Annotated in this window: 18 protein-coding genes; 7 read left to right on the top strand and 11 right to left on the bottom strand. The window is 59.1% G+C overall.

Going from position 1 to position 21,319, the window contains the following annotated elements:
• Positions 1-37 precede the first annotated feature (37 nt).
• Genes APH34_RS20455 through APH34_RS20430 form a run of 6 tightly spaced genes read left to right on the top strand, consistent with a single transcriptional unit; the run spans position 38 to position 6,521 of the window.
• Positions 38-1,381: an LLM class flavin-dependent oxidoreductase gene (locus APH34_RS20455; protein ID WP_054902699.1), complete on the top strand. Its 1,344-nt coding sequence runs from the start codon at positions 38-40 to the stop codon at positions 1,379-1,381.
• The gene (locus APH34_RS20450) at positions 1,378-2,316 is read left to right on the top strand and encodes a 5'/3'-nucleotidase SurE (RefSeq protein ID WP_054902698.1); all 939 of its coding nucleotides are present in this window, start codon (positions 1,378-1,380) and stop codon (positions 2,314-2,316) included. The genes APH34_RS20455 and APH34_RS20450 overlap by 4 nt, the downstream gene beginning before the upstream one ends.
• Entirely contained in the window at positions 2,313-3,317 is a 1,005-nt protein-coding gene (locus tag APH34_RS20445) for an LLM class flavin-dependent oxidoreductase (protein ID WP_054902697.1), read from the top strand. Before APH34_RS20450 ends, APH34_RS20445 begins: the two co-directional genes overlap by 4 nt.
• A complete protein-coding gene (locus APH34_RS20440) occupies positions 3,314-4,345 on the top strand; it encodes an LLM class flavin-dependent oxidoreductase (protein WP_054902696.1) in 1,032 nt (343 codons plus the stop codon). Before APH34_RS20445 ends, APH34_RS20440 begins: the two co-directional genes overlap by 4 nt.
• Before the next feature lie 39 nt (positions 4,346-4,384).
• Positions 4,385-5,383 (top strand): LLM class flavin-dependent oxidoreductase, encoded by a 999-nt coding sequence (locus APH34_RS20435; RefSeq protein WP_054902695.1) that lies wholly within the window; start codon positions 4,385-4,387, stop codon positions 5,381-5,383.
• Positions 5,373-6,521 (top strand): LLM class flavin-dependent oxidoreductase, encoded by a 1,149-nt coding sequence (locus APH34_RS20430; RefSeq protein WP_054902694.1) that lies wholly within the window; start codon positions 5,373-5,375, stop codon positions 6,519-6,521. Before APH34_RS20435 ends, APH34_RS20430 begins: the two co-directional genes overlap by 11 nt.
• On the opposite strand, the gene APH34_RS20425 is transcribed toward APH34_RS20430, so the two are convergent.
• Genes APH34_RS20425 through APH34_RS20395 form a run of 7 tightly spaced genes read right to left on the bottom strand, consistent with a single transcriptional unit; the run spans position 6,516 to position 15,670 of the window.
• On the bottom strand, positions 6,516-7,703 hold the full coding sequence (locus APH34_RS20425) for an OmpA family protein (protein WP_054902693.1): 1,188 nt from the start codon (positions 7,701-7,703) through the stop codon (positions 6,516-6,518). The genes APH34_RS20430 and APH34_RS20425 overlap by 6 nt on opposite strands.
• A 21-nt stretch (positions 7,704-7,724) precedes the next feature.
• The gene (gene tssE, locus APH34_RS20420) at positions 7,725-8,165 is read right to left on the bottom strand and encodes a type VI secretion system baseplate subunit TssE (RefSeq protein WP_054902692.1); all 441 of its coding nucleotides are present in this window, start codon (positions 8,163-8,165) and stop codon (positions 7,725-7,727) included.
• 4 nt (positions 8,166-8,169) lie between these two features.
• Positions 8,170-8,706 (bottom strand): type VI secretion system lipoprotein TssJ, encoded by a 537-nt coding sequence (gene tssJ, locus APH34_RS20415; RefSeq protein WP_054902691.1) that lies wholly within the window; start codon positions 8,704-8,706, stop codon positions 8,170-8,172.
• Positions 8,687-9,784: a type VI secretion system baseplate subunit TssG gene (gene tssG, locus APH34_RS20410; protein ID WP_054902690.1), complete on the bottom strand. Its 1,098-nt coding sequence runs from the start codon at positions 9,782-9,784 to the stop codon at positions 8,687-8,689. Before tssG ends, tssJ begins: the two co-directional genes overlap by 20 nt.
• Positions 9,748-11,517, bottom strand: coding sequence for a type VI secretion system baseplate subunit TssF (gene tssF / locus APH34_RS20405; RefSeq protein WP_082422854.1), 1,770 nt, complete (start codon positions 11,515-11,517; stop codon positions 9,748-9,750). The genes tssG and tssF overlap by 37 nt, the downstream gene beginning before the upstream one ends.
• Before the next feature lie 23 nt (positions 11,518-11,540).
• Positions 11,541-13,127 carry a type VI secretion system protein TssA gene (gene tssA, locus APH34_RS20400; protein ID WP_054902689.1) on the bottom strand — a complete coding sequence of 529 codons (1,587 nt, stop codon included), beginning with the start codon at positions 13,125-13,127 and terminating at the stop codon, positions 11,541-11,543.
• Positions 13,124-15,670, bottom strand: a complete 2,547-nt coding sequence (locus tag APH34_RS20395; RefSeq protein WP_236183033.1) for an ImcF-related family protein — start codon at positions 15,668-15,670, stop codon at positions 13,124-13,126. The genes tssA and APH34_RS20395 overlap by 4 nt, the downstream gene beginning before the upstream one ends.
• Before the next feature lie 276 nt (positions 15,671-15,946).
• Here APH34_RS20395 and APH34_RS30045 point away from each other — a divergent pair, with 276 nt between their 5' ends.
• Positions 15,947-16,477, top strand: coding sequence for a hypothetical protein (locus APH34_RS30045; RefSeq protein ID WP_256215782.1), 531 nt, complete (start codon positions 15,947-15,949; stop codon positions 16,475-16,477).
• On the opposite strand, the gene APH34_RS29305 is transcribed toward APH34_RS30045, so the two are convergent.
• From APH34_RS29305 to APH34_RS20385, 4 genes are all read right to left on the bottom strand, one after another.
• Positions 16,458-17,552 (bottom strand): hypothetical protein, encoded by a 1,095-nt coding sequence (locus APH34_RS29305; protein WP_156358100.1) that lies wholly within the window; start codon positions 17,550-17,552, stop codon positions 16,458-16,460. The two genes, APH34_RS30045 and APH34_RS29305, sit on opposite strands and share 20 nt — an antisense overlap.
• 112 nt (positions 17,553-17,664) lie before the next feature.
• A complete protein-coding gene (locus APH34_RS28840) occupies positions 17,665-17,928 on the bottom strand; it encodes a PAAR domain-containing protein (protein WP_082422857.1) in 264 nt (87 codons plus the stop codon).
• A gap of 85 nt (positions 17,929-18,013) precedes the next feature.
• Positions 18,014-19,030 carry an SUMF1/EgtB/PvdO family nonheme iron enzyme gene (locus APH34_RS20390; RefSeq protein WP_082422853.1) on the bottom strand — a complete coding sequence of 339 codons (1,017 nt, stop codon included), beginning with the start codon at positions 19,028-19,030 and terminating at the stop codon, positions 18,014-18,016.
• A gap of 21 nt (positions 19,031-19,051) precedes the next feature.
• Positions 19,052-21,319 (bottom strand): ATPase, encoded by a 2,268-nt coding sequence (locus tag APH34_RS20385; protein ID WP_156358099.1) that lies wholly within the window; start codon positions 21,317-21,319, stop codon positions 19,052-19,054.

Here is a 21,319-nt window from a genome sequence, read left to right as displayed (position 1 = left end):
GGGCGGGGCATCAACCCAATCACGGGAGCCTGTACCCATGACCCGTCGCACCGACCAACTGAAGCTGGGGGCGTTTCTCGCCAACAGCGGACACCATGTCACCGCCTGGCGTCACCCGCTCGCCCAGGCCGATGCCAGCCTGGATTTCGACCATTTCAAAGCCATCGCCCGCAGTGCCGAACGGGGCCGGTTCGATGCACTGTTCGTCGCCGATGTGGTAGCGCTATGGGGGCATCACCTGGACGCACTGAGCCGCACTGCCCGCGGTGAGCACTTCGAGCCGTTGACATTGATGGCCGCGCTGGCAGCGGTCACCGACAACATCGGCCTGATCGCCACCGCCACTACCAGCTATAACGAGCCGTACCATATCGCCCGCAAGTTCGCCTCGCTCGATCACCTTTCCAAAGGCCGCGCCGCTTGGAACCTTGTCACCTCGGTGGTCTCCGACGAGGCCTGGAACTTCGGCAGGGAAACCCACATCGAGCACACTGACCGCTACCAGCGCGCCGAAGAGTTTCATGACGTGGTCAAGGGCCTGTGGGACAGCTGGGACGACGATGCCTTTGTCCGCAACAAAGCCAGCGGCCAGTATTTCGATCCGAACAAGCTCCACACCCTCAACCACCGTGGTGAACACTTCTCGGTCCGCGGGCCGCTGAACGTTGCGCGGCCGCCCCAAGGCCACCCGGTCCTGGTCCAAGCCGGTGCCTCGGAGTCCGGCAAAGCCCTGGCTGCGCGGGTCGCCGAGGTGATCTTCGCCGCCCATCATCAACTGCCGGCAGCGCAGGCGTTCTACCAGGACATCAAGGCGCGTGCCGCCGCGCTGGGCCGCGACCCCGACCACATCAAGATCCTGCCCGGTGTCACCCCGTTCATTGGCCAAACCCGCGAGCAGGCCCAGGCGCTATTCGAAGAGTTCCAGGCGCTGATAGATCCGGTTCTCGGCCTGCGCCTGCTGGCCGACACCCTGGGTGAGGACATCGACCTGTCCGGGTTCGACCTAGACGGCCCACTGCCCGATACCCCGCCCGGCCAGCGCGGCAGCCGCCGCGAGCAAGTGCTGGACCTGGCCCGAAACGAGAACCTGACGATTCGCCAGTTGTACTTGCGCCTGGCCGGTGGTAACCCGGTGATCGGCACCGCCGAAGACATCGCCGACAGTTTCGAAACCTGGTTTCAGGCACGTGCCTGCGATGGCTTCAATGTGTTCTTCCCGTATTTCCCAGGTTCCATCGATGTCTTCGTCGACAAGGTGATCCCGCTGTTGCAGGCACGTGGGCTGTTTCGCCACGAATACGAAGGCCGCACCCTGCGGGAAAACCTCGGCCTGCCACGGCCGACCAACCGCTTCAGCCGCCCGGCGCAGGTGCCGGCATGAAGAGGCTGCCCTGCCTGCTGCTGGCCCTGTGCGGCCTGGCCGCCAGCCCGGCCTTCGCCCTGAATATTCTGTTGAGCAACGACGACGGTTACCGCCATCCGAATATTCGCGCGCTGTACACCGCCCTGAAGGCCGCCGGGCATCACGTGAAGATCGCTGCGCCGCAAAGCGAACAGAGCGCTCGGGGTGGCGCTTTTCTCTATGGCCGCGAGGTCACCGTGGGCCGCGACAACGATCCCGCCTACCCGGACAGCTACTACATCAGTACCCACGAAACCGGCCTGTGCAGCAGCGAGGCCTGCGCCGGCCAGCAGGTTCAGATCGAGATCAGCGGCACGCCCGTCATGGCGCTGTTGATGGGTTTGAAAAAGATACTACCGGCGCCGGACCTGGTGATCGTTGGGCCGAACCCCGGCAACAACGTGGGCGCCATCAACGCAGCTTCCGGCACCTTCAACGCCGCCAGCGTCGCCGTCCGTTCGGGCTATCCGGCGCTGGCGGTGAGCACCGACCTCAAGGACAAGGACCCGCAGCGGATCGCTGCCCTCGTGGTCAAGCTGGTGGACGCCCTGGACCGCCATCGCCAGCCCGACGGCAAGCTGCTGCCGAGCGGGCTGGGGCTGAACGTCAACGTCCCCGCCGACAGCGCGATCAAGGGCGTGCGCCTGACGCGCATCGGTAGCTATGTCGGCTTCGACCCCCTGTACACCGACGACCTCGCGCCGCTCTTTCCCGCCCTCGCCGGCAAACCTGGCATCAGCTTTCAGTACAGCCCGCCAGCCACCTCGGCACAGCAGGATGATGAAGCGGTCTGGCTGGCCAGGGGGTATCTGACCATCAGCCCGTTCAACGGCCTGTTGGAGTCCACCGACCTCGCCGGGGCGGCGCAAGCGCTGACCGCTCTGCCCCTCATTCCACAGGAGAAGCAGCCATGAGTGGCGGATTTTCCCTCGGCTTTCTCAGCCGGGTGTACCAGCCCGAATACCACCCGCGGGTCTACCGTGAAACCATCGAATTGTTCCAGGCCGCCGAGGCGCTGGGCTTCGACAGCGGCTGGTTGGCCCAGCATCATTTTGCCAGTGAACAGGGGCGTTTACCGTCGCCGCTGGTGCTACTGTCGGCGGTCGCCCAGCGCACCCGACGCATCAGCCTGGGCACCGGGATCATCGTGTTGCCGCAGGAGCCAGCGCTTCGGCTGGCCGAAGACGCCGCCGTGCTCGACCTGCTGAGCAACGGGCGGCTGGAGCTGGGGCTGGGCGCAGGCTTCGACCCGGACACCTTCAGTGCCTTCGGCCGCGAGCACGAACAGCGCCACCGCGATTACGAAAACAACCTCAAACAGCTACAAACGGCCTTGGGCAACGGCCCCCTGAATGCCGAGGGGCTGCGCCTGCAGCCTCAGCCGGCCGGCCTTGGCGGGCGCCTGTGGGAAGCCACCTCGCGGGTGGAACTGGTCTCGGCCCGCGGCAACGGCCTGATCATGGCACCCAATCCACACCTGCCTGCGCACGCCGGAATCGAAGCAGTGCAACGCTATCGCGACGCCTGGACCGGCGACAACGGCACCCCGCCACGCATCGCCCGGGTGCAGGGCGTCTTCCCCCTGGCCCACAGCGATGCGCTGCGTCAGGACATTCACACCTACCTCAAGCGCCAGCAGCTTATCGGCGTCTATCAAGGCCCGCTGGACGGCGACTTCAATGAAACGCTGCACCGCCTCGGCGTCCTCCATGGCTCGGCGCAGGCCATCGTGGAGGGCCTCCAGGCCGGGCCGCAACTGGGCAGCCACGATCACCTGATCGTCCAGGTACAGACCGCCAGCACGCCACTGCGCGAGGCCATTCGCGCCCTGCAAGTCATCGCCGAACAGATTGCGCCGGCCCTCGGCTGGCGCCCCGGCGTTGCCCGTCCTACCAAGGAGCTGTCCCTGTCATGACTGCCGCCACTCCCCGCCCACCGTTCAAGCTGGGCTTTCTTACCCATGCCTTTGGGGAAGACCCGCATCAGGTCTACCAGGACCTGCTGGAGCAATTCGACGTTGCCCAAACCCTCGGCTTCGATGGGGGCTGGATCGCCCAGCATCACCTGAGCAACGGCTTTGGCCGCTTACCTTCGCCGCTGCTGGCACTTGCTGCAGTGGCCGAACGTACCCGGCATATCGAGCTGGGTACCGCCGTCACCGTACTGCCCTTCGAAGACCCGGTGCGGCTGGCCGAGGACGCCAGTGTGCTCGACCAGCTCAGCGGGGGGCGCGTGCAACTGGGGCTGGGCAGCGGCGGCGCCAACCTGGACAGTTTCAGCGCCTTCGCGCGTGATCCCGAACAGCGCCAGGCACGCTTTGCCGAAGATCAACAACGGTTGCAGGCGCTGCTCGGTGGCCAGGCACTGCGCACCGGCAGCGAACTGACCCTGCAGCCGCCAGCGCCCGGCCTGGCGCGACGGCTGTGGCACTCCCACGCCAGCCTGGAAGGTGCCCGTTATACTGCAAGCCAAGGCAACGGCTTTCTGCTCGGCACGGCGACCCATGACCCGCTGACCGTGCAGAAACCCTTGGCCGATGCGTACCTGGCCGCCTGGGACCACCCCACCGAGAAGCCCCGCATCGGCGTGGTCCGCGCGGTCTTCCCGGCCGTCGACCAGGCCACCGCCCAAGCCGAGCTGGCGGTGGATATCGAGCGCCATGTGCCGCGGCTGCAACGTGAGGGCCTGATTGACCAGGCCATCGACCTGCAAGAGCACCTGCGCCTGCTCAACGTCCATCACGGGCATCCCGACGAGGTCATCCACAGCCTGCGTAACGACCCTGCGTTACTACCCTATGCCGATTACCTGATCGTCGTGGTCCAGGCCGAAAGTTCCACCCAGGCCCAGGTGCTCGAGCGTTTGCAGATCATCGCCCAGCAAATCGCCCCGGCTTTGGGTTGGCAACCGCGGTCTACCCAGGCCAGGGCGACGGTGGGATGATGACCCGTCCTTCGTCTTTCTCTGTCCCGGAGCCCGCGCATGGCCCTTGAATTCAGTTGGCAGATGCCATTTTGCAGCCCGGTGCCAACGCCTGGGCAATGGATTCAACTGGCGCAGGCGGTGGAATATGCAGGCATCGACGGCCTGTGGATCCCGGGTGGCGCGCCCTGCGCCGACAGCCTCGGCGTGGCGGCTGCGCTGTGTGCCCATACCCGCCATGTGCAACTAACCGTCAGCGTGCCGGCAGAAGTAATGCTGCCGGCTGCACTGGCCAGCACGCTGCAGAGCCTGCAGTCCATCAGTGCCAACCGGATTCGCCTGCACCTGCCGGACAGCGAACAGCACAGCCTGCGCAAGACCTTCGGCGAATGGCTCAACCGCGATCAGCGCAGCGAGCGGATTGGCGAATACCTGGAGATCCTCGAGCGCCTGCTGAGCCCCAATGAAGGGGGGTTCAACTACAGCGGCCGTTACTTCCAGCTGGAGAACGCTGGCTTCGCCAAGCGCCCGCTGCCCGCGCCGACATTGATACTCGATGGCAGCCAGAATGCCGCGCTGATCGCCGCCCATGCTCACCTGTGCCTGCTGCCGTCCGCGCCACCGGGTTGGCTGGAACAGGAAATTTCCCGGCTCCGGGAGGGTTCCACCGGGCGCCTGGGCTTTGCCAGCTCATTCGGCCTGATCCAGGGTGACAGCGAAGAGCAGGCCTGGGACGCTGCCGCCCGGCAACTGGCGGCTGACCTCCAGGCCCAACCCTGCGGCGCGCCGATGCGCCGGTTGACGCGCAACCGGCATCCACTGCGGCAGTTTGAAATTCACCCAAATTTGCTGCAGCTGCGGCCCGGTCAGCCACTGTACCTGGTGGGCACCGCGCAGCAAATCGCCACGCGCCTGCAGGAACTGCACGGCGTGGGCATCGAACAGATCATCATCCAGGACCAGCCGGCCGTCAGTGAAGTGCTGCGCTTCGGCGAGCGTATCCTCCCCCTCCTGCATGGCCAGGGCTTGCGCAAGGAGGGCCAACGACATGGCCACTGAACCCCGCGGCCCGATCGAGCTGGACTGGTTTCTGCCCACCAATGGCGACGGCCGTCACCTGACCAGCAGCGGCCTGCCCAAGGTCGGGCTATTCCAGCAGGGCGAGCGCGAGCCCAACCTCGACTACCTGCGCCAGATCGTGCGCGCCGCCGAGCTGTCGGGCTTCGACGGCATCATGGTGCCCACCGCCAGCGGGTTCGAGGACCCCTGGCTGATCACCGCGGTGCTGGCCCAGGAAGTGCGCCGGTTGCGCTTTCTCCTGACCCTGCGCCCAGGGCTGGAACTGCCCGCCTGGAGCGCGCACCGCGCCGCCACCCTGCAACTGCTCAGCGACAACCGCCTGGACCTGCATGTGGTCAGTGGCTCCAGCCGCTTTGAACAGCGCTCACTTGGCGACTACCTGGAACATGACGAACGCTACGCCCGTACCGACGAATTCCTCGACGCCTTCCAGGCCATCTGGTCCGGTCGCCGACCGCCTCATCACGGGCGCTACTACCGCGGCGGCGGTGACCACCCCATCGACCCAAGGGCGCAGATGCCGGCCATCTATTTTGGTGGCGCCTCCGGTGCCGCAGAGCACGTCGGCGCCGCCCATGCCCAGACCTACCTGATGTGGTGCGAGCCGCCGGCGATGATTGCCGAGCGCATCCTGCGCATGCGCGAACTGGCAGCCACGCGGGGTCGCACCCTGCGCTTCGGATTGCGCGTGCATGTGTTTGCCGCCGCCACTGACGAGGCAGCCTGGAGCCATGTGGAGCGCTTGCTGGAGGAAATTCCCAAGGACGCCATCGACCGGGCGCAATCGCAACTGGCGGCTTATGAATCGGTAGGTCAGTCGCGCCAGACCGGGCTGGTCAAGGGCCGTGGACGCGGTGCACGGGAGCTGGAAGTGTCCGCCAACCTCTGGGCGGGCGTCGGCCTGGTCCGCGGCGGCGCAGGCACGGCACTGGTGGGAAGTTATGAGCAGGTGGCGGAGCGGATTGAGCAGTACCATCAAATTGGGGTGGACTGCTTCATCCTGTCCGGTTTTCCCCACCTGGAGGAAGCGATCCATCTCGGGGCAGAGTTGTTGCCATCGTTGCGGCGCCTGGGCGGACAGGTCTTGAGCCCGGCGGGTAACCGCTACCGCTCATAAGGCCCCGCCACCGTCTGGCGCAGCCCCGCCACCTCTCACCGAACGCCCCCCGGCCTCCAGCTCGCCACATGCAGTGCCTTGTGGCACCAGACGAATGTCCACACGACGATTCTCCGCCCGCCCATCGAAGGTGTCGTTGCTGCTGACCGGCTGGCTGGCCGCGACACCTTGAACAGCAAAACAACTGTCCGGGATGTTCCCCATGCGCTGCATCCAGTCGCGCACGGCTGAAGCACGGGCACGGGACAGGTCGAGATTCCTGGCCGCCTCACCCCGCGCATCCGCATGCCCGGAAATAACGATCAGCCAACCCGGTTGAGCCTTGATGCCAACCAGTGCGTTTATCAGCAGTTTGGTTGAACCGGGCTTCAGTTCGGCACTGCCCGGATCGAACAGATTCAGACTGTCGAGTTGGATCGGCTCAGGCGTGGGGGGTTCGTTGACTCGCCTGGATGCCCATTCTTGCCAGCCCAGCCACCCCACAAAGACACTGGTGACCGTCAGTGTCAGCAACCACGGCAACACCGCGCGCTTCTGCGCCGCTGGCTCGACGACAAAGGTGTACGTCGGTGGTGCTGAGACAACCGCAGCGATCGGAGGGCTAGGCGCTGGCTCGGGTGGTGATGCCCATGATTGCAACGGAAGCGGCATCGGCACGTCCCTGCTGCCCGACATCCGCTGCATCACGTTGCTAATCTGCTGTCGAAACACCTTCAGCGAAGCCAAGGGGGCTTGGCCAAGCCGCTCCAGACGGTGCTCCAGCCGCCCCAACTCAACGGTCAATTCCCTCAGCGTCGCCAGACTCGATCTGCCCCATTCCAGCATTCGAACCAGGGGATGCAGCTGAGCAAACAACCAGGCGATGAGATCCATCCGAGCTGAAGCCTGCAACGGCCACAAGCGCGGCCACTCGTTCGTGAGGGTAGAGAGAAGTGCCACCCCCTCGGTCAAACCAGCGAGCCCGGTACGGTAGCTACGCGCCAGGATAAAGGACACTGCCGTCTGCAGCTCCACCCCGTTCCGTTCGAAGAGCCTCAAGCACAACGCTTCAACTTTTGCCCAGTCAACGTCAGGACACGCGGGATGATCAAGCTTGGCCAACTCGCCGCGCAACACGTTGAACTCATCAAAACTGCCTGGGTCGCCTCCCAGGCGAATTCGCATTTCAAAAAGCGCCGTCATCTGGCCTCCTTGTCCGTAGGTCTATGGCTTGGTGAGATAGCCTTGCTGCTTCAGGTGACGCACAACCACCCTCCCGTCAGGTGCAAGCGTGGTCCCAAAGGTGGCCCGGCTACCGCCCTTGATGTGTACGTCGAGTGCGTATTCCAGATGGCCTGGCCGTCGCTGAGGCAGCAACCCGATGCGTACCTCTGCGAGCCGCGGCTCATACCTGCGCAAGGTGCCTACGATGTCGTTCATCAAATCATGGGCCGAGGCCGGCAACCCCTGTAGAACCGTGCCCATATCCGGCAAGCCATAGTCCGGAAGGTGGGCGAGTGTTCCGGCCCGGCTGTTTAGAATGCGCTGAAGATTGTCCAGCACCGAAAGCGTCAGCTGATCATCATCACTGACCCGATCCAGCTCCAACTCGCCGCTGAAATTCTGCAGCAGCGTTTCGTAAAGCGAAGGGCTTGGTTCGATCATGCGTTCAGTCCTCGCTGCGCGGGCGCAACATCAAGCGGTTGTCACCCAACTCGACGACCCTGGGCTGGTCCGGGTCGAGGTCATCACGCTGCAAAGTCAGGCGCCACGTGTTTTCCTCCATGTCCGGGTTTCGGAACAAGGCAATCACGACAATGTACTGAGCCTGCCTGTGCAAAGGCGTGCTGAGCTGAGCCGCCGCACCAGGTTTGACCACTACGGCCTTTTCGTTCAACAAGTCGCCACCCAGCACGCGCTCGCCGTGGCTGACCAGATCGTCGTAGGTTGCCTTGTCCAGTGCCTGGTGATCACGCAACTGGTAGACACGCACCAGGACCGGAACGGACAACCCGCTCATCTCGATGCTGTCGGTATTCATCGCTGACCGGCCGGTGAAATCCAGATGCAGTGTTTTGACTTGCTTGTAGAAAACCGCACGGGCCGTAGAAGCGGTACCATCCACAACCTTCTGGGTGAGGCCGCAGCCGCCCAGCAGGGCGGCCAGCGCCACGACCGTGAAGCGTTTAGAAGCGGTACGCCACATGCGCTACCTCCCTGTTGCAAGGATTCAGTTGCAAGCCTTGATAGCGGCCCAGGTTGACTGTGATGGTGGCGGTGTGGGCTGTAGCCTCTTCGCCCGTCGGCAAGCCCAGTACTGCCGTCATTCCCAACCTGACTTGCGTACGGCCCAGTGCCTGCACGGGCAGCAGACGCAGCGGAATCGACAGCTGTAGCTTGGCCGTACAGCGCCACCCCAGGTACACCTCCAGCAGCACCCGCAAGTCGAGCAGCAACTGCCCCCCAGGAAGCCACTCGCGCGCCTCTTCCGGATCATTGGTGTGCAGCAACAGGCGCAACTGGCTGTTCGCATCCGTTCCGACAGCGCCTAGCGGCATGCCTTGGGAAAGACTTACCGGGCTTTTCGTTTCCAGGCTGGCTGGTCGCTCAAGCACGACACGTTGCGGCCAATGCCCGGTGACATGTGCCTCCGTGCTCGGCGCCAGCAGCTTGACCAACGCGCCAATGCCCTCAGCGTTGCGGGTCGGCAAGCGCATCACGCTGAGCAATGCCAAAAAGCGAGACATGGGCGTGGCGATACGCTCGGCCGTACCCGGTATCCCTAACCCGATCAAGCCCAACAGGCACTGTGAGGTCGCATCGTGCCCGCCCGCCTCAAAAGTCGCGGGATACGAGTATTTGCGCCAGATCCGATAGAACTGGGTGAACACCCGATGGTTGAAGATATCGAGAAACGCCTCTACAGCTTCGTGGCCCTCACGGCGCTGGGCGATGTCGTCCAGATAGGCGGTGGGCAGCGGCGAATCGACGCCGTACAAGCCCAGTAGCCGCGTTCGTATCGTTATAGGGCGTTCGGGACAGGCGTCGTCGAACTCTATGGCCTTCAGCTCACTGGCGGGAAAGCCCATGCCTGGGTCGGGCCGAAAGCGGACCCCATCATCAACCGGGTGTGTGGTACTGCCCAGCGGTGGATGATCGGCCAGTACCTGCTCCACCAACTGGCAGACGCGATACACGTTGGCCGAGGCAACCTGCCCCTCCAGTACCTGCAAAAGCCCTTCTGCCTTCAGCCTGGAATACGCTGACTGTGATGTTCGCTCCATCGCAGGCACCTCCCCGTCGGTTGCAGGATCAACGTCAGTTGCGTGCACAAGTGAATGTCGGCATACAGCGCGAAGAACCGGCTGAGCATTTCACCGAACAGGCAGATGTCCCCCTCCCCCGAAAAACCATTGCTGTCGAGCGTCACCTCGATATCCACGCCGCGCAGCAGGAACCCTTTTTCGAACCGCTGGATAAGGTGATGCCTGACTTCAACGATGGCCTCCAAGCGACGGCGATTGGTTTCACTCCCCGTCCACTCGTACAACGCCAGCGTGCCACGCAGCACTTCGGCACTGTTGAGCATGGGCAAGAAGTTCGAGCCCAGGTGGCTCAGTACCCGCCAGTGGAACCGATCACGATTCGGCGGATAACATGGAAGCGTGGGTGAGGTCAGGTTGCGCACCTGCAGCCCGGCCTGGGTAGATTGCGCGGCAGTGTCGAGCAATGTACTGCGCAGGGCCTTGCGCGGCAGTTGGCCATTGGTCCCGGTAAGGCGCAGTGACAGGCTTTTGCGCTTGAGCAGCACATCGTTGTCAAAGCCTTCCCCGCCCAGGATCAGCCAGGTGTCATGAAGACCATTGGCGCCCTGCCTGAGGCGGGTATGAAAATACCGCTCCGGGGCTTCATCGCGGAGCATGCCACCCTTGTGGCGAAAGCTGCTGAAAGGCACGTAGTCCTGACGGACACTGTTTTTCGAACCGAAGACCCTGTCTACGGAATAGATTTCCGTGTGCCCGTCCTGCAGCCGCATGGGGCGAAGCAGGTATTCGTTCTGCAGTGGGTCCAGGTTGAGCGGGTCCGCATCCAGGGGGAATAAATTGATCACGGGGACCGCATGTAAACGCATGTGCTCCTCGTTGGGCGTGAAGGTATGCGACCAGGCTTCACACAGCACGACATCAAGCTCGAACCCAGTAGCGCCCAGTGGCAATGACAACGATTGCAAACCGCACAGCGTCACGAACATGAATTTTTCGCGGAAGGTGAAGTACTCAAGCAGCAGCTGATAGCCACTGAACGCACTATCACCTTTGGGCCAAAGACGGTCATCGTCAGCGAAGCCCTTGGGCTTGAAGTGGCCTTCAAGTACTTGGCGTTCTGCCTCGCCCGGCATTCGCACATACAGCGCCTGTACCTTCAAGGTCAGTGCTTGATGCAGTGCACTGGCCAATGCAGCATCGGCGTTCAGGTACAGCGGTATCTGAGCAAGATCCAGCCGGCTCCAATCTGCCATCTCCCCGCACAAGAAGCGCAAACGCAGCACCGCACGCCCATCAGGCTCGTGATCAAGCCGCACGGTGTCGAGCGTGAGCGGCTGAAGTGGCAGATCCTGTGTCGTGGAATAGCGGCAGCGGGTACGTTGCGGACCCACTGGCTGAGACAGCACCTGAAACCCCCTGGCAATGGATTCGGTGCCCTTCATCTGGCTGATATCAGGCATAAGCTCAACGATGGCCAGCGAGGGGATGGTGCGCAGGTAGTGAGGCCACAGCAGGCTGACCAGCCCCTCGGTCAGTTCGGGCAAATCGTCGTCCAGTTTTTCGCGCAGGCGCCCCATCAAGAACGCGAAGCCCTCGAACAGGCGCTCCACATAAGGGTCCTGCGCCCCAGGTTTATCCAGATTCAGTTGCGCCGCGCGGTCCGGAAACGCCTGGGCAAATTCTTTACCCGCTTCGCGCAGGTAGCGCATCTCGGCATCGAAGTACCGTAGGGTTGGGTTGTCCTTACTCAAAACAGGATCCTGATCAATGTGAGTTAGCTGCACAGCACCGCAGCGCGTACCGGGTCAATGGCTACCAGCGCCGCCAGCTGTTGCTCCATCTGCCGCGCCAGTGCTGGCCGGTCGGCATCGTTGCGCTGTGCCTTCAAGCGCAAGAGCTTGAGCAAGCGCGCCTTGACCTCGAAAATCAGCTCAGGCTCCCAGAGGGTCAGTGCGTGGTGGTGCGCGGTGGTATCCAGCTCAGTGAACAAATGAATGGCCAGTTCGGCCTTGCCGTACTGCTCGGCCACCCGGGCCATCAGCAGGCGCAGTAACCAGCGTTGCCGCCCGGCCTGCGTATCAGGCCGGTTTGCAAGCCACGCCAGCGCTTGCTCGACACCCTCAGCATCGGCTTGTGCCAGCGCCTCAGGTTCCAGCGCGAGGATTTCGCAGGTTGCCGTGGTGGTTGCCGAGGCTGCAGCAGGCAGCCATTGCGCGGCGCGGCTGTCGCTGACGTGCTGGTTGATCCACTCGCGTGTGGTCTCATCCGCGAAGGCCGAGCCATCGTTCCAATACAGCATGTCCAGCCCAGGCAAGCGCTGCAGCAGCATGTTCAGGTCATGTTTGACGATGGCTGCCCAGCTATCCTGCGGTTGGGGTGATTTGCTCAAGGCTTGATGCAGATGCCATTGCAGGTCCAACCAGAAATGGTTGACGCCCTCGGCATACATCCGCTCGGCCTGGTCGATCAACTCACTCCAGCGTTGCTGCACGTGCAGGCGTTTTAACTGGGCACGGTATTCACCGCGCGGGGGCGCCAGCCGGGTAATACCCTGTGCGTCTTGCGGTGGTACCTGATGCACGGTGTCCCAACGCAAGCTCTTCATCAGCCTATGCGCTGCCAGCCAACCTTCTGGTTGTTCACGCAGGTAGCTGGCCAAGCCCCGGCCACTGTCCAGCAAATCGCGACCGGACTTGATGGGTGATGCGCTCGGGCCAGGGGCGCTACTTCTCGGCGGTGAGTCACTGCTGGTCTGCGGGACGATTGCATCAACACCTCCCGACATAGCGAGTCTATTGCTGAGGGCGCCGTACAAGGCGTCCAGCCCCGGGCGCTGGTCTGCGGGCCAGTTGCTGCAGCCGTGCTCCAACCACACCAGCGCAGCCACCGTTCGCTCAGTTTCAGCCTTGACCACCTGAGGGTACAGCGACAGGCTTGCCAGGACCCTGCTGCCGGCAAGCCACTCCAGGGCCATTTTGCGGCTATTGGGACGCGCCGGCAGGATGTCGCAGGCATAGCGCTCCATCAGCGCCGCCAGCAAACTCAGGCCATCTGCCAAGCCGGACTCACCGTCCCTATGCAAGCGTGCCCACAGGTAGTAGGTGGCAACACGAAGGTCTTTGCAGGACTGCTGGAGCAGCTTCTGCGCCAGTTGGGCCACAAGGTCGACATCCGCCCCGGAGAGTTTGTTGACCTCTTCGCGCATGCGCTGGAAATCGTCGTCGTAGCCCGGGTCCTCTCCCACCGGTGCATCACCGCTGATGGGCGTTAGCCAAGGCTCCCAGGATTCGCTGTGTTTGCGGGCAATGACCAGTGGCTCGCTGGTGGACAAACAGCTTTCGATCAGGCTTTTCAGGCTCATTCGAAGCCCCCATTGTGCGTGTACTGCGGGGTATCACGGCCCTCTACCAGAAAGATCTCTCGCGGCAGGCTGAACCCGCGTAACTTGAGCAGCGCCAGCGGCCCTTCGCCCAACTCCGTGCGCAAATGCCAAGTCAGGCCCAGGCCATCTGGCGCATCCAGCACGACCCGAAAGCGACTGTCGCCGTCATCCAACGCCGTGACGTTGGCCTGCTCCAACAAACGAATCAGCCCCCAGGTGCCCTGGTAGTCCGCAAACAGACGTTCGCCGGTATGAACACTGCTCCACGTCAGGCTGATACCCGGATGATCACCCTGCCCGGGCCAGCGAAAGCGTTGCCAGCTTTCTCGCTGGTTGAAGTAGTGGTGCTTTTCACCGTTGAGTACGAAGGTGGTCTGCACCACATCACGCACAGGCTTGCCTTGCAGCTCGAAGCTCAAGCCCATACCGCCATCGGTGTACAGCACATCGGCCAACTGGCTCAGCTGGTTGATCGCGGTGAGAAAGTCCGGGTTGAAACGCAGCCCCTGGCTCTGCCCCGCGTCGGCCACCCAGCGGCTGCCTTCCTTGCGCAGAAGCCCCGTGAGTTGCTGTGCCAGAAACTGTTCGATCCGCCCGGAGTCGGCGCGGATCATCTGCCCCAGCATGGGCAATGAGGCGTCACTGCTGGTGACGGCGAAGGGATAGCGGCCGCTGAAAGCGCCCTGCCACTCATCGACGATCGCGCGCTGCCAGGTCCGGTTGAGGCCGGCCGACGACGGCTGCAGAATCTGTTGCCACGCCTGATCCAGCGGCTGCACGAACAGCGTATTGGCCGCTGGCCCCCAGTCGGCGCCGAGGCTGGCGGCGATCAGGTTGCCATAGGCCTGGGTGTCGGTCAGGTCCGCGCCTTTACCTTGGAATACCGTCTGTGCCACGGCCTGCATCATCGCCTCGGGATCGGGCGCATTGACCACCTGCTGCAGCTTCAAGCGCACACCGGTGACCCGCGTGAGGAAGGCTTGCAGGCTCAGGCGGCCATCGACTGATCGCCCTTCAGTGTCCTTGCCCAGCAACGCCATCAAAGGGCCAAAGGTACTATCGAGCGGGCCGCTGGGTGTTTGGGGAAGTTGATCGACGATCGGTGCTGCTTTTTGCCCTACCAGCTTCTGCGCGGATTCGATCAGGGAATCGGCCAGGGCCTGGCCACGAACGCCGGCCTGGCCCTGGTAGCTCAACGTGTTCATCAAGGCGATCAATGGTGACTGGCGCACGTCACTCACCAGCGTCAACTGTGCAATCACATCGCGCAGGCCATGGCCCTGCTGCCAGCGCAGGCTGTTGAGGAAGGTTAGCCAGGCACTGCTGTAATCCTGGAAGTAGCGGGTGGTCAACCGCTCCCTAAGCTGGTCGGGGCTCAGCGCCTTGGCGATGTCGTTGGGGTGGTCGCTGAGTACCCAGTCGATCTCTTCGCGCCGGGCTTGCGCCGAGTCTTCAATGGCTGCACGAACCTGCCCTTCCCAGGCTTGGCGGGTGAATACACCGGGGACCTGTTCAGCACTGGCGAACAGAGCGCTTGCATCGGTGTCGCCGACCAGCTGTTGCAAACCCAACGCCGGGTAGTGGTTCGCCGCGGTGTCGAGGACCTGCTGGTACAGGCTGCTTTCAGCGTTTCGCTGACCCAGTTCACGCAGCAGCACCTGGCGTGTTTGGGCGATCAACCTGAGATTGGCCTTGATCGCCCAGTCAGGGTGCTCGGGCAGATGCTGGCCGTAGAATGTCCACAATGTCGGTTCGGCAGCGCCCAAGGTCTCGGCCAGGAAAGCAGCATCGGCTTTTTCTGGGCGCGCCAGCATCAGATAGGCTTTGAGGTAGATGTAAGCCTGCTGTGTCCGCTGAGAGCTCGCCGGAGGCAAGTTGACCAACGCCTTGAGCCGTTTTTCCAGCTCAGCGACGGCTGGGTCACGGAGCAGCTGGTTATTGGCCTGCGTATAGAGGGGCCACACCGCTTCACGCAGCTCGTGCGACCGGCTCAGGCCAAAGCGCTGATACCACGGTGCGCCGTGTTCTGATCGGTAGCCCAGGCGGGAGAGTTCGCGTACCAGCTCACCCAGTGCCTGTTTAGTGTCTGTACCTGCTACAGGCTGCTGCAAAGCGCTGTACGCCGCCGCTATCTGACCGACCTCGGCACGGTTGCTCGCAAACGACAACAGCAAGCCGATGCCCCAAATGAAAGCGAGGCCGAGCGCAGAAACGTAGGCGACTCTGGCTGGGTGCCAACCCAGTCGCCGGGCTCGGGCGGAGCGATCGTTGAGGATCCCTGACCATGCTGGGTCTTCAGGCCAGTGATGATCCACGCGAAGGTTGTTCTGGAGTCGCAGCGGTAAGCTGAACCACACTCCACGCAACCAAACGTCGCGTCGCCGGAACAGCGCGGACAATGCAGCGCACCATCCGGAGACACCCTCGGTCGCAACATCGCGTGACAATCGAAGCAAGAAATCATGATCAGAGTCTTTTTGAAGCTGCGATAGACCCTGCTCACGTAAGGGTTGTGCGAGCATGCCTAAGTGGTCGGCGAGCCGCACTGGCGATAATGGTACCGGGAGCATGCAGCCTACCGCTCCGATTTCGCGCGCGTGCTGCGGCCACATACTGTCGCAGACCTGCCACACATGCAGCAGCAATTGGCAGCGTAGGGTTTTGGCCAGATTCTGCAAACGACGAACGCTATCGTTCATCGCGCTTACGTTATTGCTTTGGTCTTTGTTCAACACCCAGACCACCCCATTGAGCGCACAGTTGCGGCATAGGCCGCGCCACTGCAAAAGCAACGCGTCTTGCGGTTCACCTTGGATGCTGCCGGCCCACAGCAGCACGGTGTTTTGCCCTTCCAGCCAACGCTGCTCGCTCAACCCAGGGGCAATCGCCTCGATCTGCTCAGACTCACCGACCACCAACAACAGTCGAATTTTGCGCCGCCAGAAGAAGCCGTAGCGTCCCTTCAAATGCGCCCTCAACTCGGGTACGCCGAAAGGATCCTCAGCATTAGAAACCACGTTACTGCCAGTCGAACGAGTCCGGTTGACTCCGAGCTTTTGTCCCATCAGAGCAATAAAATCTCTTGCGCCCAACATTCGGATAGCCAATTCGCCGACGCCATCGAGAAAGAGAAATATCAAACAGCCGATCAACAACACTGCTGTCCATTGCAAGCGTGCAGTCTCACTCCTCACCTGCACTACGGGATTATCGACCCAGATCAATACCCCACCCGCAACGAGCAAACACAGGATCACTATCCAGACGCTGATTCTCTTCTTTTTCACGATCAATCCCTATTTCAAGATCTCATGCAGGCCGGACAATAAAAATTTGAGCAGAGGCATCGTGTAGCAGGACCACCTGCGGACCGTCCTCCGCCTTGGCACACTCACTAGCAACGATTAATGCGACATTACCTACTGCACATCCAGGTAAACCAAACGAATCATCCAATCGATGACACCTGGCCACGTTAAAAGGGAAACGTGCTGCATTCACAGCGATACTTGTCTCACGTAAAACGTCACCAGGCACCTGAGCCTGCCAACTGAAGTACGTTTCTTCTCCGGCACGCAGTTGCCCCCAAAGAAATGCATCCGTAACTGCATCCTTGATAGAGCGACCAGCGCACTCAAGTTGGACAGGGCGATGAACCAGGGCGATCGAATCAATTTTTTGCGTGTTACACCACTGCGAAGACCCCAACAACACAGCTGTCACGGTCTCGGCCTGTTCAGCAACGGGGTTTAGAAAAAGATTAATTTCAACGGACATTAACAGTTGATGTCGTTCCGGCGCATCCAACCAAGTGTCCAGCCACATTACGCCATCATCGTCCATTGCAAAGACCACGTTATCAGTTAAACGGTGGTTGGTGGTAACTGCAGACCAAATAGACAGAAGCTCTTCATTGCAAAGCACTTGGTTATGCCTAATACGAACATCCACAGCAAGACTGCGCGCCCCGATCTCTAAATCAGATTCCAACCCACGTACAACTTTTTGTAAAAATCCACGTAAACGCTTAGCGTATTCGGACTTTGATTGATTTTGTACCGACGGTTTTAATTGGCTCAACCGCATTGTCAAGGCTTGTCCTTCCAGATAAATAGGTTGGAGAGGCTTACTACCCAAACGCAGGGCCTGAGCAAGTTTATTATTACCCGCCCCAGAACAATAGGATACGGCCAATACGGCAACCGTACGCTGGCCGCGCCGAATGAGTGACCGCTCCAACTCATCGCGACTCTCATTCCAGCTCTCTATATAATCTCGATGTTTCTCGTACGCCAACAAACGCAGTGCGTAGAACACTAACCCGGTAATCAAAACTCCTAATAATGCGCAGATCCAAAACCAAAATGATGTATGCCAACTGTCCACCCGCCAAAGCAGGGCCATCAACCCGCCAATTACGAGCGAACAAAGCAAGATGACCACACCCCACCGCCAGTGCCGAGGTTGCCGGGGTAGCAATCGCCTCTCGGGTAATGAGTTCAGGTCAACTGCCATCTCACAGCCTACCTGCTTGAGGAAGCGACGTGATTAACTCACAACCACAGGAACAGCAATGACCGTCTAAAGCAATGGGCCGACCTTTAACTTTCGAACCTGTATCCCCCTCTGCTATTTCATTCACGCCGTGCCCAGGTATTGGACAAAAAACAGCATCACCTACGCAAGCGACATCAAGCTGCATAAATTTCAATCCACGGGTGCCGGCAAGTACCTTGCCTCCCGAAGACAGTTTGTCGCCAACACGAATAACTCCGCGCATATCAATAAGCACCAAATAATAAAATCATTACCCGCCTTTCAGGCAGCCTATATTTAAACACCCCCCTGAAATATAGAGATCACCGTTACTCAATCCGATTGCCACTATTAACAACACACCTCGCCGTTTTGTCGCCCAACACGATCATTTTATGTTCAGATGCATAACCATGCGGATTCTTAGGGGTTCTGTGCACATTCACTCCTCCTCCCCAGCTGGGATTGGCATATGCCTGACCACGTGCAACTTTTGTATCCCGGCCATAGTAGTCCTTGGTCACTGGTGTCTCCGGCCCCTGGGGGTCAATTTCAGGGGAGTACTGATAATAATTTTCGTCATACCAATCTTTAACCCACTCCAGCCCATTATCCGACATGGCATAAAGGCCCAACGGATTGGGGGGAAACCTGTCTACCGGCAAGGGCGTAAGCCCCTCCGTGCTCCACCCCATTTGTCTAGCAAAATCCTCACGATCTCGATAAGTAGAAATGTTAATTCCTTTCGGCCCTCCCCCATATTTAGTAAAACCATCATTTGTCTGCTTATAAGTACCGTCATCAGTGGCCACCATCAAAAACTGCCCGCGGCTGCGTGCCGCGTACTCCCACTGGGCCTCAGTGGGTAATGAGAAAGGAAGATTGGACACTTTAGCCAGCCAGTTGCAATAGCGGTCGGCTTCATACCAGTCCATATGCGCTGGCAAATTAGGTAAAGAATGAATGTTCTTCCAATCCTCCTGTCTTTGCCCCTCCTCAAAAGAACGCAAATTAAGACCATTGCTCTTAAGATACATCTCAAACTCTTTATTTGAGATCTTAAATCTTGCAATAGAAAAGGTGCTCAACTTTACCTTATGTACTGGCCGACTGTCTTCATCACTATCATAAGACATTTGCTCCGGCCCATACTGTAAGCCATAATCCCCCATCAAATATTCACCACCCTCAACAAACACCAAGTCCCTTTTTACCTCTTCGATAAAATTCGTCATCTCTATCGGCGTTATCCCGAGTTCCTTATGATCAACTCCGTTCGCCAACTGGTCGCAGCCTGACAAACTCAAAAAAACCAAACAAGATAGAGACACCTTAAAATTTTTCACGACCACTCCAATTAGATTTACTTAAGCAACGCCCGCACCACAAGGACCAAACTTGCAGCGACGCGGGTAATTCGGATTACGACCAACGTTTAGCTTATAATAGACCGTATCATTCATAGCGAGCGCATAACCAGAAGAACCAAATTCCTTCAACCGATCATAAATTATGGCCAATTCGCTTCGCTTATATTTTATTTCATATAACTCTCTATCTCGATCCCTCCCTAACTTAAGAAATTCCACCAAGCTTCGCTCATGCCGCTCGACGGCGTCCAACTCATCGTACCCCTCTGATGGGCCATTCCCTTGCGCATTGACACGAGACAATACTTTACGCCACTCCGGCTTGCTCTGAATACTTCTAAGCACACAAAGCACCGCCTCTTTTCGTTCACCGTAGCGATCGAAAAACTCTATGTTTCCTGGATCTATATTGTCCCACTTACCATGACGCGTTAGAAGATAAAGCAATATACCCTTAGCTTCAGGTGTGTAGCGCAACAGATCTAACTGTCGAGTGATAACATTCTTAGCTAACTGATTCCGTCGTCTCGAAGCATCAACACTCCTCTTTGTCTCACCAGCCAATTCACCAACCTGGTTTTTGAAATCATCTGCAATTTTCTCAATCGATTCTTTTGCGGATGAGTAATACTCATATACATTAGCTTCAACGACCTCCATTTGCATAACACAATAGTTCGTATACACTCTAAATGCGGCCTTATCCATGACTCTAAAAAAACCATAATTCCTTTCATTCAATTGATAAATCAACCAAGCACCAAACTCCAGAAAGGTATTGCCATCCACCTCACAAATAAAGCCACCTTTGGCACCCGCCCCTTTGCATAGAGAGGCTGCAAAATGAAAACAAAACTTCCCATTAATAAAAGTACAATGAAAACTCAAGCCGGCACCCACCCCCGCCAACCCTGCAATACTGGGTCCTATTTTACAAAAATCGACGTACTCTCCAGTAGTCTCCAGTATACCGCCATTTGTTTCCCCTGCCGCCGTCGGCTTTAACCATTGCAGTGATCCCGTCAGTGTTCCTTCCGCCCTCGCACCTGCAAAAGCTTCTGCCGAAAGTTCTATCCCTTCATCTTCACTGTTCATCTGCTGATGAAAATCGTAAGCTCGGCTTCTTCTTTCACTGAAACGTCTCAAACGACCAGGTTGGCCCATGACGGTTTGCTGGTCACCACTACTGACCACCTGGAATTGAGCCTCCACCTGAAGCGTCGCTCCAATAAATGCGGCCAAGCGAACGTTCAAACTTAGGCGCATCATCCCTAAATCAAACGGGACCTCGTTCTCATCAGAGGGATTAACTGTAAGCGCCCATCCGATGCGATCCGGGGCGTAAATTGAAAAGGACGCTATGCCGGCAGCCGCAGTCAAGCTGCCGCCACCCTCTCCTTTGATGGAGAATTGTTGCTTACGTGGATCAATTTCAACATTTGCGCCGAAATTGGAAACAAAGCGCATAAACTGTGCTCCGCCCTCAAAGTCAATATGATCCCCCCACGTTGCCTCACCTTGTGCGGCAGCATTCCAGCTATCTGCCCAGTCAAAAAGTGAACAATCCATACTCAGCGCCTCAGGATCAAAACCAAGGTCTGCCCATTTAACAACATCCTTCAGATCAATTTTTATTTTTGGCCAATTCAATCCGGCAAGTTGCCGCTTAAGCTTCTTGTCGTCTATGCGTCGAATCTTTCCATCACTGCGTCGCTCAAAGATACATTCAGCGCCGCCTTTTTTGTCACTACTTTTCAACGACACAGTATGGAGTTTTCTGCCATCCTTGCCTTTACTGTAGTAACCTTTTTTTACATAAACTACAGGCGCTCGTTTCTTACCCGCTTTTCTTTTAGCAGACTGACCACTAACAGGAACAAGCTCCACAACATCATTATATTTCATGTCTTGGGTAGAAAACTCACCAATTTTTTCTTTTAACTTTTCTCGCTTCAGCTCCAAATTTTTCTCAGCTCGCACTACAGCGTCATGAAATGACGCCTCAGGCGCTGTTGTGGTTTCTGCAGCAATTCCATATTCTTCAATTGCAACGGAGTAATTAATTTTTTCCTGATGAAAATCATTTACGCACTGCTGCATTTCCTTCCAATGCGCCTCAAACTCTGCAGCCTCACTGTCAGCAATAAAAACCAACTCTTCGGTTTCCGGACAAAAATAACACTGTACCGATTGATGATGAGCCACTACAACGGGTTTACTTTTGCAAATCCTGTTTTCTGCTACTGAGATATCCGCACCGCTCAT

It is taken from the genome of Pseudomonas sp. NBRC 111131 (assembly GCF_001320525.1).
GTDB classification, from domain to species: Bacteria; Pseudomonadota; Gammaproteobacteria; order Pseudomonadales; family Pseudomonadaceae; genus Aquipseudomonas; species Aquipseudomonas ceruminis.
This window is presented reverse-complemented; position numbering and strand designations above follow the sequence as displayed.